Source organism: Prosthecobacter sp. Pr1 (assembly GCF_057652315.1).
This window is the reverse complement of sequence record NZ_JBYFBS010000002.1, coordinates 413565-426435: the sequence shown is the minus strand read 5'-3', so window position 1 is coordinate 426435 and position 12871 is coordinate 413565. Positions and strand designations below refer to the sequence as shown.

Sequence of the window (12871 nt, the reverse complement as noted above, 5' to 3'; positions counted from 1 at the left end):
CAAAAGCCCCTCCTGTCCGGCCACCCGTGGAAATAGCCTGCTGGGGTGATTGAGAAGGATGCCCCCTCGGATTCACCCTTTCGGCGTCCATGAAAACCTCGCACTCAACCCCGCCGCACCGTCAGGACACCCCCGGAAATGGCTTCGCGTGATGGAAGCTGCACCGTTGCTCAGTCCATCCGTGTCCGAAGATGCAGGAGAGAAAAAAACGATCACCGCAGTGACTTTTCCGCCGCCACTTCGCTTCCTGATCCCAGCGCTGCTGCTGCTGCTGGGAATGCTGGCGACGTGGCTGGACTATGAGCTGGATCTGGCCAATGACCTGGCGCGCAATTTCAGCGATGTGACCACGCAGGCCGAGGCCACCGGCACCCGGCTGACGCAGCTGGCCCGGCAGCACCTGGTGCAGAAGGAGATCAAGGCCCTGAGTGAAAGCCTCTCCGACTGGACCCATGAGCCCTGGCTGCGCATGGCCGCCGTGGTGGATGAAAAGGGCCGTGTGCTGGCGAGTTCCTCCGCCCAGTGGGATGGGCTCTCTGCCACCGAGACACCGGCGGCCACCGCCTGGCAGCGGGCCAGCCAGAGCACCGGCAAGATCATGGAGTCCGCCACTCTGAATGACGGGGACTTCACGGTGCTGGCGGCGTTTCCCATCGACATCCCTGCCCAGACCCGGCACTGGCTCCTGCTGGTATATGACCGCGCCAATGCCGTGCTGCATGCGCATCAGGATGCGCGCCAGCGGGTGGAGTGGTCCGCCTCCGTGATCGCCATCATGTGCCTCGGCCTTTGGGCCACCCTGCACTTCGGCGTGGCCACCCGTCTGGAGCGGCTGGCACGCTCTGTGCGCGAGTTTGGCGAAGGCCGCACGATCAGCATCGATCCTGTGAGAGGTGGCGATGAGGTGCATGAGCTCTCCCAGGCATTCCGAAAAATGACCCAGCAACTGGCGGACCGTGAACAAGAACGCACCGTGCTGGAGCGCGCGGTGATTGATTCCGCAGAAAACGAGCGCCGGCGCATCGGGCATGAGCTGCATGACGGCATCGGTCAGCAGCTCACCGCCGTGCTCATGGCCATCAATGGACTGCACGATGAGCTGCAGGCCAAGGCCCCCGCCTTTGCGGAGCACGCGCAGCATGCCAGCGAGAGCCTGCGTGAAGCCCTGGCCGAGGTGCGCGGCCTTTCGCATGGACTGGCCCCGGTGCCCCTGTGGGAGCAGGGTCTGGAGCACGCGCTGCAGGCGCTGGCAGACATCACCACGCGCAGCTCCGGCGTGCGCTGTGTGTTTGAGTGCCCGGATCACATCCTGGAGATCAGCGAAGCGACGGCGTGCAATCTCTACAGGATCGCCCAGGAAGGGGTGAACAACGCCCTGAAGCATGCGGACGCCGGAGAGATCCGCATCGGGCTGGAGAGCCGTGATGGCGTCATCGTGCTGGAGATCGACGATGACGGCTGCGGCCTGCCGGAGGCGCCTTTGAAGAGCGGCGGCATCGGGTTTCGCATCATGCAGCACCGCACTGAAATGATGGGCGGCAGGATGGAGCACGGCACTCCGCCCGCAGGAGGCACCCGCATCGCCGTTCACATCCCCAACACCCCATGACAACCGCAGACACCCTCGAAACAACCTACCGCCTCATGCTCGTGGACGATCATCCGGCCGTGATCAATGGCTATCGTTTCATGCTGCAGGCCTACCCCAGCTTTGAAATCTGCGGCACAGCGGCGAATGAATCTGAAGCCCTCGCCCTGGTGGCCAGAGAGAAGCCGGACCTGCTCATCACAGATCTGAACATGCCGGGCCGTGGCGGTCTGGAGCTCATCAAAGATCTCGCGACCCTGCATCCCGGGCTGAAGATCATCGTCAGCTCCATGCATGATGAAATGCTCTGCGCCGCACGCGCCCTGCGCGCCGGAGCCAGCGGCTACGTGGGCAAGGACAGCCCCGGCAATGCGCTGCTGGATGCCATTCACAAGGTGCTCGGCGGCGGCGTCTATGTGAGCGACCGGCTGGCCGCACACCTCGCCGCCTCCTTTGCCACGCCCCGGCCGCGTGGATCGACTGAATCACCGCTGACCAAGCTGAGCGACCGCGAGTTTCAAGTCTTCGAGCTTTTCGGCCAGGGGCAGACCGCGAAGGAAATCGCGGCGCAGTTGCACTTGAGTCCGAAGACCGTTTCCGTGCATCGGGATCACATCAAAGAAAAGATGGGCTTTGTCACGAGTGCGGAAATGATCCGGCAGGCGGTGCGCTGGGTGGAGACGCAGCGGGATGTGCTGAAGTGAAAGCGGCAGGCTTAACCATGCAATAGGGAGCAAAAATAGCGCGAGAGCGTTTTGGAGTGCTCCAGCCCTCTGGAGCTTTCCGTAGGCCTGTAGACGTACGAAAGCGCCGGAGGACCGGCGCAGTCCAGGACGCTGCCGCGAGCCTTCACCCGCTGGTGAGTTTGAGCCTGCATCGTACAAAGACTTCGACTGCATGGTTACGACTCAGTGGAAGGATAGGCCCATGGCCTAAGCGCAAACGGCGCCAGCGATGATACCCGAATGTCTAAACGCCCCCATGGTGGGCTGTTCATCAACCCCACCGGCATTCAGCAACCATGAAATCGTCGTCGTACTTCCACACCCAGAGCTGGGCTTCAGGCAACCACCACACTCATTCGAGTTTTACGGATGTTCATCAGCACCTGGATGATACTTCGCATCTCTGGGATGAGATGATTCAATACTCGCAGACGGCTTCGGGACAAAATCCTCCGCTCCACCAAAATCTTAATGCGAAGGTTTTGTTCCAATTCTTTGATGGCTGGCCCATGTCAGAATCGTGAGCTTCCGGCGTTCAATTACCAACCCCAGCCTGAAATGAGAAACCCGGATCGAATCGTCATCGTGGACAACAACCCAGTCAGTTCGGCGGACTTTCGCGCTGAGCTGGAAACCCAGCCAGACCTCACCCTGGCAGCAGCCGTGACCTGCGCCTCCTGCTCCTTTGCCGCCGTCTCCAAGCAGCAGCCGGATCTGGTGGTCATCAGCCTGAGCATGCCGGGGCATCGTGTCCTTGAGCTGGTGAAGGATCTGCTGGTGCTGCATGCGGGCCTGAAGTTTCTCATTGTCACCAGCAACGACGCAGAGCTGGAGCCCAGCCGCGTCCTGCGGGCAGGAGCCCAAGGCTGTGTCTTGAGCAGCAGCAGCGCCGCCACCAAGCTGGAAGCCGTGCGCCAGATTCTGGCCGGCCATCACAGCTTCAGGCCAGAGCCAGCCCACCGCCCGCCTGCAGTCAACGGCCTGCCTCCGCTGCATTGGGTGAATGCCACGGTGCCGCTCTAGCGCCTCACCCGGCTGTTACGTTGCCGCCACCCAGCGCTGCCAGAGACGCAGCAGCGGCGTGAGCACCACAAAGCCCAGCGCCAGCGGAGCCGAGACGTTTGCAATCGCGAGCGCATCCACGACGACGATGCCAGCGAGCAGCCAGCCCACGGCCTTGCCGATGGCGGGGCCGCCTTTGCGCATGGTGTGCGTGGCATAGGCCACCAGCAGGGCAAACACACCCAGAACACCCACCTGCACCGGGCTGCCTCCCGCAGCCGAAAACCGCATGGCGCAGACAATGGCCGGTGTGTAGAGCAGGGCGAAAGCCATCAAGGAAGCCGGCACGGGCAGGTCCTCGTTTTTGTGCTCCAACCGCGCCGCCATGGTGATGCCGACCACATAGCACCCGATGGCCAGGGCAAACGGCAGCACCAGCAGAGGGCCCGCTGGAAGAAAGGCGGTCTCGTAGCGCCATTCCGCACCGAAGAAGGACAAGGCCCCCTTCTGGCTGGCAAATTGAAACGGCGCCACCGCCGAGGCTGCCACCAGATACAGCAGCAGACGGCAGGCTCCCATGACGATGACGGACCCCGCCCACTGCTTGTGAAAGAGATCGTAAAACACAATGGCTCCCAGCAGCAACCCGGTGATCTGCGGATTGGCCCCATAACCCAGCGCAATGACGCCCCCCACAAAGAGCATCAGGACACCCACGATCCACGCCGTGCGCACGGCCACCTGCCCGCTGGGAATGGGCCGCTCCTTGCGGTGCTCGCGGTCGAACTCCACATCGGCCGCATCATTCAAAATCATGCCGCCCGTGTAGATCAGCGAAGCCGCCAGCAGCATCCACGCAAGACGCACATCCAAGAGCGCACCTCCTGCGAGCAGCCATGCTGCAATGACGTTGGTCCACGCAGTCGGGAGATTGGAAATACGGGCGAGATGAAGCCAGGGGCGCATGCCGCCAGTCTTCCGACACCCAAGGCCGGTGTCGAATGGTTATTTACGGAGCGAATTTGTGACAGGGTTGTCTTCGTGAGAGCATTCTGCGCAGTTCGCAGGACGGGTGTGGCGACAGCGCGCCCGTCTATCAGCGTACGGCAAACACCACGGCGTACGAACACCCTCGCAGTCGGGCGATTTGGCGGAGAGCTCGCTGATGCATCGGAGAGCTTCATTCGCCAAACACGGCCGACCTACGTCCAGAGCGCCGCGCCTTGCCGTAGGACGGTCGTGGCGAAGCCCGCCCGTCTATCAGCGTACGGCAAATACCACTGCGTACGAGCGTCCTCGCAGTCGGGCGGTTTGGCGAAGAGGCCTGCGCGTGATTGCGAGATCACCGCACGCCAAACACACCCAACCTACGGCCGGAAAGCGTGGCGGGCTGTGCGGAGTGCGTTTCGTTATTTCAACATGCTGCGCACAAACGGCAGCATGGAGGAGTACAGCGTGCTGCCGTGGAAGCGGGAGAGCAGTTCGGTGACAAGCTCGGCATCGCTGTCCACATCGGCCGGAAGCAGGTCTTCACGCGTGTGCTCTCCGCAGGTGGCGCTGACGCGCACAAAGCAGGAGTCGCAGTCACGCCGCACTTCGCCACGCACGCCCTCACCTTCGAGCACGAGCCCCTGCAGGGCGGGGCCGCTGTCTTTTTCGATCAGCTCCACGCTCAGGGAAGCATGCAGCCGCTGGTTGATCCATGCGGCGAGCAGCAGCGCGGTGGTGCGCTGTCCCTTGAGATGAGTAATGCGAATGACCTGAAGTTTGGAGAGCTTGTGGCAGGCGGTGGCGTCCTGAAAGCAGGCGGCCAGGGCGGTGCGCATGAAGTGCGAGCGCGTCCACGCGAGATCGCGCACATCAAAGTCGCCGCTTTCCGCGTTCATGGCGGCCAGCAGCGCATCAAACTGCTTTGCAGGATCCTCCCAGCGCGCGCTGTCGATGATCAGGGTGTCGATGCGGCTGTAGAGTCGCTCCTCAAAGTTCTTGGACAGATCCGCCTGCCACCAGACGACGAGCGGCAGATCGGAGTCGAGATGCGCAAAGACGATGTTTTGCACCTGCGCGGCGTTCCCGCCTTCCAGCACAAAGCTGATCTGCTCGCTGCAGACGATCTGCTTGCCCTGGTAGGGGCGGCACAGCGCCTGAATCCAGGCCCGTGCGCGCGGCGGCTGGGCTTCCGGCAGCGCGAGGATGAGCAGCGCACGGCAGGCATGCTGGGCGGCCACGTGGTCGAGCAGTTCGTTGTCAGCCACCAGCTGGCAGCCATCTTCGGTGTAGATCGCCAGATTGATGAGCGAGGCACGGGTCTTGGCCTCGTCCCCTTCCCAGAGCTGCTTCAGCGCACGATCAATGCGCCCGATGGGCGTTTCGAGACCAAGGCGGTCGAGGTCGGAGTCGTTAATGGTGGAGAGAGGCATGGTGGTGGAGAATCAGGTTTTTTTGAGCGCGCGGATCAAAATGGCTGCACGCATTGCTTCAGGTCAATCAGGCGGCGTTTGACCTCCTCCAAGGAAACCAATTGCTCCTCACCTGCGGCCAAGTTCTGTTCTGTTTCCTGCAACAATTCAAGATGCCATGAAGGAGGGGGCTCGTTGTCCGTGACAGGAAGCAAAGTGGTCATGGTCCAAGTGTACGATGAAAATCCCAAATGACTCAAAGCAGCCGCCATTCACGGCCATCCGCACGCAGCAGGTCATCGGCCTCTTTCGGTCCCCAGCTTCCTGCGGGGTATTCGTGCATGGGCGGCGGTGTGTCGGACTTGTGCCAGGCTTTCTCGATTTCATCGATGAACTTCCAGGCGTTCTCGACTTCATCGCGGCGGGCGAACAAGGTGGCGTCACCGGCCATGGCATCGAGCAGCAGGCGCTCGTAGGCCTCGGGGCTGGCTTTGCCGAAGCTTGATGAATAGCGGAAGTCCATCTTCACCTGCTGGATGCTCATGGCCTGTCCCGGCTGTTTGCACAGAATGCGCAGCGCGATGCCTTCGTCCGGCTGAATGCGGATGACGAGGGTGTTCTCGCTGTTCTTGAGCATCGTAGAGGTGGCGAAGGGAATCTGCGGCGGCTTTTTGAAATGCACGCTGATCTCCGTGGCCTTCTTCGGCAGCTGCTTGCCCACACGAATATAAAATGGCACGCCCTGCCAGCGCCAGGTGTCGATCATGAGGCGCAGCGCCACATACGGCTCGGTCTGGGACTCAGGATTCACGCGGTCCTCCTGCCGGTAGCCCACGCGCGGCGTGCCATCCACGCTGCCTGCGGTGTATTGGGCGCGGATGACGTGTTTGCCCACTTCCTCAGGCCCCACCAGCGGACGCAGGGCGCGGATGACCTTCACCTTTTCATCACGCACACTGTCTGCGCTGAGATCGGTCGGCGGCTCCATGGCCACGAGGGAGACCAGCTGCAGCAGATGATTCTGCACCATGTCACGCAGCGCACCTGCGGTGTCATAGTAGCCGCCACGTCCGCCTTCCATGCCGAGGTTCTCCGCGCAGGTGATCTGCACGTGATCGATGTAACGGCTGTTCCAGTTGGGCTCGAAGATGGAGTTGGCAAAGCGCAGCACCATGATGTTCTGCGCGGTTTCCTTGCCGAGGTAATGGTCGATGCGGTAGGTGTCCTTTTCCGCAAAGGTGGCGGCGACCACCGAGTTCAGCCCCTGCGCTGTGGCGAGGTCTTTGCCGAAGGGCTTCTCACAGACCACGCGCGCCCATTTGCCTTTCGTGCCTTCGTTCAATCCGGCGGCGCGGATCATTTCCAGGATGGGCTTGAAGGCCTCCGGCGCGGAGGCCAGGTAGAAGAGGCGGTTCGCCGGCGTGCCGCGTTCCGCGTCAAACTGGTCGAGCAGTTTCGCCAGCGACTTGTACCCTTCGAGGTCTTCGAACTCGCTGCGGTGATAGTGAATGCACTGGGAGAAGCTCTTCCACAGTTCATCGTTGTGGCCCTGGCGGCTGTTCTGGCGGTTGCCCTCTTCGAGTTCTTTGCGGAAGACCTCGTCCGTCTTGTCACGCCGGGCGAAACCCACCACCTTGAACTGCGGCGGCAGGTCACCAGCAGCGGCGATGTTGTAGATGGCGGGAATCAGCTTGCGGTGAGTGAGGTCACCAGTGGCACCAAAGATGACCACGGAGCAGGGTTCCGCGCGGTGGCGGGAGAGCAGAGTCTCTTGAAAGGGATTTTCCAGTTCGGGCATGGCTTTAAAGCAAGGACTACGCCACAAACGCGGCGCAGGACTGCCAGACTAACCCGCCGCCCTCTGATGGCAACAAACGATGCCGCCGCAACGAGTCCGGGTCGATGAAATGACTTCATGGATGCCATGAATTCGCTTGGAGGCATCATGAGGGGGGACCCCGCTCAAATTAGGCGTCTCTTTCGCTGATTTTCTCTATGCTCTCTGAGTTTCAAAGGTTTGACAGCAGGGCTCATCCGTTGACAGTCACAGGGCAATGAGCAAACCGGCACCTGAGCCAGACATTCCGATTCCGGAAGACGTAAAAAAAGACAAGGGCTTGTGGGAGAAAACCCGCAAAAGCCTGATCGAGCGTCTGAACAATTGGGAAGATCAGAAAACTTGGAACGAGTTTTACCAGACCTACTGGCGCCTCATTTTCAGCGTCGGCACCAAGGCGGGCCTCACCCGTGAAGAAGCCTTTGATGTGGTGCAGGAGACGATCATTGCCATCGCCCGTCAGGTGCAGAAGGGCCAGTACGATCCGCGTGCAGGCTCCTTCAAGGCCTGGCTGCTGCAGATGACGCGCTGGCGTATTCTGGATGTGTTCCGCGCCCGCAAACGCCAGCCCTCCCTGGCCGATCAGGGCAATGCGGACACCGAAGACACCAGTGGTCAGGTCATCGACCGCCTCTCCCAGGACAAGGACAACCTGCTGGAAAACATCTGGGACCGCGAGTGGCGTGACAACATCACCGCCGCCGCGCTGGAACGCGTCAAAGCCAAGGTTTCGCCCCGTCAGTTTCAAATTTTCGACTGTTATGTGATGAAGGGCTGGGGGGTCAAGAAGACCTCTGAAGCCCTCGGAATCAATGCCGCACAGGTCTATCTGGCCAAGCACCGGGTCGGTGCGCTGGTGAAGAAAGAAGTGCAGGGGCTTGAGAATACGATGCTTTAGTGGGAGACTTCCGGGCGCTGGCTTGAACGATTCATGCAGCCACCCTCCTCCCACGCCAGCTCCATGAGCGATCCAGCCGACCTGCCCGCCGAGCATACGCCTCCCCACGAGAGCGTGGATGAAGACGCCTACGCCCCCGTCCTGGATGAGGCCGCACTCGAGGCAGACTCCTTCGAGCTGCAACTGCCCGCCCCGCCCATCGCGGTGCCGACGGCGCGGGACAAGGTCAAAAGCCGCGATAAAAACGGCCCGCCTTCGCACCGGGATGACATCGTCATTCCCGACTACACGCTGCTCAAGCGCATCGGCTCCGGAGCCTATGGTGAAGTCTGGCTGGCACAGAGTGTCACGGGCGCGCTGCGTGCGGTGAAGATCGTCTGGCGTGAGGACTTTGAACTCACCCGCACCTTCCACCGCGAGTTTCAGGGCATCCAGCAGTTCGAGCCCATCTCGCGCGGGCACCCCTGCCTCGTGCACATCCTGCACGTCGGCTGGAATGAACCGCGCGGCTTTTACTACTGCGTGATGGAGCTGGCGGACGATGCCGAAGATGGTGCGCATATCAACGACGTGAAGACCTACGTGCCACGCACGCTGACCACGGACATGAAGCGCCACGGCCGGCTGGATCCTTTCTTCTGCCGGGATGCGGGCGTGTACATGGCCGATGCGCTGCACTACATGCACAACCACGGGCTCACGCACCGTGACATCAAGCCCTCCAACATCATCTTCGTCGGCGGCGTCTGCAAACTGGCGGACATCGGCCTCGTCGCAGCCTTTGGGGAGCGCACCTTTGTGGGCACCGAAGGCTTCGTGCCACCGGAAGGCCCCGGCACGCCACAGGCGGACATCTACAGCCTGGGCAAGGTGCTCTATGAGATGAGCAGCGGCAAAGACCGCATGGAATTCCCCGAGGTGCCGGACAATCTCTCCGACGAGGAGTGGCCGTTCTGGATCGACCTCAATCGCGTGATCTGCCAGGCCTGTGAAGCCGACCTGAGCCGCCGCTTTGCCACCGCCTCGGATTTTGCCGAAGCCCTGCAGCACGTCGGCGACATCAAACCGGAGAGCTTTGTACGCCGTTTCAGCCGTGCCGCCATCATCACCACCCTGACCTCCTTTGTCTTGGCGAGCGGCCTGGTCATGGCCAAGCACCAGCGTGAATGGAGCTATGAAATCCCTGTGCCGGTGAAACCGCCACCGGTGCTGCCAGCACGTCCGCAAACACCCACGCCCGCCACCAAAGTCTGGCAGAACCGCTACAAACAGTGGTTCACGTACAAGCAGGACCGTCACGTCGCGGACCTGCCACTGGATGCTGAACTGTTCCGCAAGTTCCTCGATGCCACCTACGGTGCCGCCGAGTACGAAGTCACCCCCGTCACTCTGCCGGACAAAAGCAGCTTGTACGCCGCTGTGATCCCGAAGGAGGAGGCCGACGCCTTTTGCGCCTGGATGACCGCCACCGATCGACAAAGCGGACACCTGGATTCTGACCACGAGTACGCCTGGCGTCCGGCGGGCATTCCACAAACACCCGGCGCCTCCAAACCCAAGCCCGGCCACAGCGCCATTCGCTGTGAAATTGTAGGCGTGAAGTTCGGCAGCCTGAACATCGCCAGCACGCCTTCGGGCGCGGAAGTCTTCGACGGCGAACGCCTCATGGGCCGCACCCCGCTCGCCCTGCCCAAGGTGCGCGCAGACAGCTTCAGCTACGAGATCAGCCTGCCCGGTTACAAGCCGGAGCTGGCCACCGGCAAGCTCAAGGAGGGTCAGAGCATCAGCTTCAATCTGCGCCTGAAGGCCACCGGCTCGGTGGTGTTTGGCAAGCCCTGGCAGAACAGCCTCGGCATCAAATTCGTGCCCCTCGGCAAAGCCATGCTGGCCACCATTGAAACGCGCCGCAAAGACTTCGCCGAATTCGCCAAGGCGACCAATCAGCCTCCGGTGGATGGCCGTGTGCTGGATGCTGAACCCGACCTGCCCGTCAGCATGGTGAACCGTTCTGAGGCCGAGCAATTCTGCCGCTGGCTGACGGATCGCGAGCGTGCGCAGGGACTGCTCGAACCAGATCAGGAATACCGTCTGCCAAGCGATGATGAATGGAGCATGGCCGCCTATCTCTCGCGTGAGATCGGCAACAATCCCTCCGAACGCAGCCTGCGCATCGAAGGCATCTACCCCTGGGGCTTCATCTGGCCGCCGCCCGCCAAATCCGGCAACTTCCTCGACAAAAGCGCCGACAAGACGGGCAGGATCGCCATCCCCAAATACGACGACGGCTTTGCGGGGCTCGCGCCCGTGGGCTCCTTCCGGGCGGATGGCCGTGGCCTGCATGACCTTTCCGGCAACCTCTGGGAATGGGTGTCGGATTCATGGAACACCATGCCCGATCAGGGCGTCCTGCGCGGCGGAGCCTACACCACGTCAGAGCGCCAGGAGCTGCTCGCCTCCTTCCGCCGGCAGGCCACCGCCACCGACCGCCATCCTGACGCCGGCTTCCGCCTGCTGCTCTGGAACATCGGCCAGCTGGCGCGTGAGGATGAAGATTGAGGCACAAGTTTGCGGGAATAAGCAATCTTCGCCTCATCTCCCACGTATCAGCACACCCAACGCCATGAAACTTCGCCTCGCTCTTCTTTCCGCCCTTGCCGCCGCCTTCTGCATCGCCCAGGCCGAGGACAAACCCAAAACCGACTCTAAAACCATGCCCAAGCCCGAAATCGTGAAGTCTGAAAATGACTGGCAGAAAATGCTCACCCCCGAACAGTTCCAAGTGACCCGCATGCGCGGCACCGAACGCCCCAATGGCGCGGCCTATGAAGAATTCGAGAAGCAGGGCGAAGGCACCTACTACTGCGTGTGCTGCGGTGCGGAGCTCTTCACCTCCAAGGAGAAATTCCACTCCGGCTGCGGCTGGCCTTCCTTCTACGACTCGTCCAAGGCCAAAGGCGTCCTCGAAAAAGTGGACAACAGCCACGGCATGCACCGCATCGAAACCGTGTGCAAACGCTGTGACGCCCACCTCGGCCACGTCTTCGAAGGCGAAGGCTTCAAAACCCCCACCGACCGCCGCTTCTGCATCAACGGCGTCGCCTTGAAATTCGTCCCCAAAGGCGGCGAAGCCCCCAAGCTTCTTGAAGTCAGCTCCACCGCCGTGCAGCAGAAGAAAGACGAAGTCGCCAAAGAAGGCGGCGTGGAGAAGAAGTGACAGACGCAGGTTGTCGTAGGACGGTCGTGGCGACAGCCCGCCCGTCCATCAGCGCACGGCAGGCTCCATGACGTACGAACACCCTCGCAGTCGGGCGGTTTGGCGGAGAGGGCGATGGAGCATGACAGCTTTTGACGCCAAACACGACCGACCTACGGTCCAAAGCGCAGCGTCATGTCGTAGGACGGTCGTGGTGAAGCCCGCCCGTCCATCAGCGCACGGCAGGCTCCATGACGTACGAACACCCTCGCAGTCGGGCGGTTTGGCGGAGAGGGCGATGGAGCATGCCACGCTTTCGACGCCAAACACGACCGACCTACGGTCCAAAACGCCGCGTCATGTCGTAGGACGGTCGTGGCGACAGCCCGCCCGTCCATCAGCGCACGGCAGGCTCCATGGCGAACGAACCCCCTCGCAGTCGGGCGGTTTGGCGGAGAGGGCGGTGGAGCATGCCACGCTTTCGACGCCAAACACGACCGACCTACGGTCCAAAGCGCCGCGCCATGTCGTAGGACGGTCGTGGCGAAGCCCGCCCGTCCATCAGCGCACGGCAGGCTCCATGGCGAACGAACCCCCTCGCAGTCGGGCGGTTTGGCGGAGAGGGCGATGGAGCATGACAGCTTTTGACGCCAAACACGACCGACCTACGGCCCAAAGCGCCAGCAGCCTCACATCTTCCCCGTCTTCACAAAGTCGATGATCTTCTGGTCATCGTCTCCTGCCGCCCACGTCACGCGTAAAAAATCAGCGGGATGCAGCCTGTGCTGCTCAAAGAACGCACGGTCCCCGCCGCAGACATACATCGTGTCCGGGTCCATCTCTCCACGCAGTTTGGCGCGTGCCTTCACGATCAAACGTGGCAGCCACGGAATGCCGTCCACTGCCGCTGGCTTGGGCGGAAGGGCACTGGGCGGCACCGTTTTTCCAGTGCGCTCGCCCTTTTGCACCACGCGGAAGTAATCCCTGCGCACCGCCGCCACCAGCAGGCTGGTCTCCAGTGTGGGGCCTTCCACGCCATACCGGCAGTGATCATCGACGAAGTCGAAAAACTCCTGGGTCGTGTGGCCGATGTCGTCCAAAAAGGTCTTGTCCGCCTCCGTGAACCAGCTGACCGCACGGGTGTCTCCCCCAAGGTGCAGTTTGGAGCAGCGCTCGAAGAGTTCGCGGAAAGATGTGTCCCAGGTTAAGTCGCTCATAAGAATGGGCTA

General features: G+C 61.8%; 11 protein-coding genes. 6 read left to right on the top strand and 5 right to left on the bottom strand.

Annotation, left to right across the window (positions count from 1 at the left end; translation table 11 throughout):
• Positions 1 to 181 precede the first annotated feature (181 nt).
• From AC24GY_RS04670 to AC24GY_RS04660, 3 genes are all read left to right on the top strand, one after another.
• Positions 182 to 1609 carry a sensor histidine kinase gene (locus AC24GY_RS04670; RefSeq protein WP_487680718.1) on the top strand — a complete coding sequence of 476 codons (1428 nt, stop codon included), beginning with the start codon at positions 182 to 184 and terminating at the stop codon, positions 1607 to 1609.
• The gene (locus AC24GY_RS04665; protein ID WP_487680716.1) at positions 1606 to 2292 is read left to right on the top strand and encodes a response regulator; all 687 of its coding nucleotides are present in this window, start codon (positions 1606 to 1608) and stop codon (positions 2290 to 2292) included. The genes AC24GY_RS04670 and AC24GY_RS04665 overlap by 4 nt, the downstream gene beginning before the upstream one ends.
• A 579-nt stretch (positions 2293 to 2871) precedes the next feature.
• On the top strand, positions 2872 to 3336 hold the full coding sequence (locus tag AC24GY_RS04660) for a response regulator (RefSeq protein ID WP_487680714.1): 465 nt from the start codon (positions 2872 to 2874) through the stop codon (positions 3334 to 3336).
• A gap of 15 nt (positions 3337 to 3351) precedes the next feature.
• Here the strand turns inward: AC24GY_RS04660 and AC24GY_RS04655 are convergent, their stop codons facing one another.
• The 4 genes from AC24GY_RS04655 to zwf form a co-directional block, all read right to left on the bottom strand.
• The gene (locus AC24GY_RS04655; RefSeq protein WP_487680712.1) at positions 3352 to 4281 is read right to left on the bottom strand and encodes a UbiA family prenyltransferase; all 930 of its coding nucleotides are present in this window, start codon (positions 4279 to 4281) and stop codon (positions 3352 to 3354) included.
• A 443-nt stretch (positions 4282 to 4724) separates the two neighbouring features.
• Positions 4725 to 5735 (bottom strand): glucose-6-phosphate dehydrogenase assembly protein OpcA, encoded by a 1011-nt coding sequence (locus AC24GY_RS04650; protein ID WP_487680710.1) that lies wholly within the window; start codon positions 5733 to 5735, stop codon positions 4725 to 4727.
• 35 nt (positions 5736 to 5770) lie between these two features.
• On the bottom strand, positions 5771 to 5938 hold the full coding sequence (locus AC24GY_RS04645) for a hypothetical protein (RefSeq protein WP_422316839.1): 168 nt from the start codon (positions 5936 to 5938) through the stop codon (positions 5771 to 5773).
• Between the two features lie 32 nt (positions 5939 to 5970).
• The gene (gene zwf / locus AC24GY_RS04640; protein WP_487680707.1) at positions 5971 to 7512 is read right to left on the bottom strand and encodes a glucose-6-phosphate dehydrogenase; all 1542 of its coding nucleotides are present in this window, start codon (positions 7510 to 7512) and stop codon (positions 5971 to 5973) included.
• A gap of 256 nt (positions 7513 to 7768) precedes the next feature.
• On the opposite strand from zwf, the gene AC24GY_RS04635 reads away from it, so the two are divergent.
• The 3 genes from AC24GY_RS04635 to msrB all read left to right on the top strand — a co-directional run bounded on the left by AC24GY_RS04635 (position 7769) and on the right by msrB (position 11663).
• A complete protein-coding gene (locus AC24GY_RS04635) occupies positions 7769 to 8449 on the top strand; it encodes an RNA polymerase sigma factor (RefSeq protein WP_422316843.1) in 681 nt (226 codons plus the stop codon).
• Positions 8450 to 8512: 63 nt separating this feature from the next.
• Complete coding sequence (locus AC24GY_RS04630) at positions 8513 to 11005, top strand: SUMF1/EgtB/PvdO family nonheme iron enzyme (RefSeq protein WP_487680705.1); 2493 nt, start codon at positions 8513 to 8515, stop codon at positions 11003 to 11005.
• 64 nt (positions 11006 to 11069) lie between these two features.
• On the top strand, positions 11070 to 11663 hold the full coding sequence (msrB, locus tag AC24GY_RS04625) for a peptide-methionine (R)-S-oxide reductase MsrB (RefSeq protein WP_487680703.1): 594 nt from the start codon (positions 11070 to 11072) through the stop codon (positions 11661 to 11663).
• 668 nt (positions 11664 to 12331) lie between these two features.
• Here msrB and AC24GY_RS04620 read toward each other — a convergent pair.
• Positions 12332 to 12859, bottom strand: a complete 528-nt coding sequence (locus tag AC24GY_RS04620; protein WP_487680701.1) for a hypothetical protein — start codon at positions 12857 to 12859, stop codon at positions 12332 to 12334.
• Between the last annotated feature and the right edge of the window lie 12 nt (positions 12860 to 12871).

Coding starts and splice junctions, on each gene's coding strand:
- AC24GY_RS04665 (WP_487680716.1), top strand. CDS start 1,606: ATGACAACCGCAGACACCCTCGAAACAACCTACCGCCTCATGCTCGTG.
- AC24GY_RS04660 (WP_487680714.1), top strand. CDS start 2,872: ATGAGAAACCCGGATCGAATCGTCATCGTGGACAACAACCCAGTCAGT.
- AC24GY_RS04655 (WP_487680712.1), bottom strand. CDS start 4,281: ATGCGCCCCTGGCTTCATCTCGCCCGTATTTCCAATCTCCCGACTGCG.
- AC24GY_RS04650 (WP_487680710.1), bottom strand. CDS start 5,735: ATGCCTCTCTCCACCATTAACGACTCCGACCTCGACCGCCTTGGTCTC.
- AC24GY_RS04645 (WP_422316839.1), bottom strand. CDS start 5,938: ATGACCACTTTGCTTCCTGTCACGGACAACGAGCCCCCTCCTTCATGG.
- zwf (WP_487680707.1), bottom strand. CDS start 7,512: ATGCCCGAACTGGAAAATCCCTTTCAAGAGACTCTGCTCTCCCGCCAC.
- AC24GY_RS04635 (WP_422316843.1), top strand. CDS start 7,769: ATGAGCAAACCGGCACCTGAGCCAGACATTCCGATTCCGGAAGACGTA.
- AC24GY_RS04630 (WP_487680705.1), top strand. CDS start 8,513: ATGAGCGATCCAGCCGACCTGCCCGCCGAGCATACGCCTCCCCACGAG.
- msrB (WP_487680703.1), top strand. CDS start 11,070: ATGAAACTTCGCCTCGCTCTTCTTTCCGCCCTTGCCGCCGCCTTCTGC.
- AC24GY_RS04620 (WP_487680701.1), bottom strand. CDS start 12,859: ATGAGCGACTTAACCTGGGACACATCTTTCCGCGAACTCTTCGAGCGC.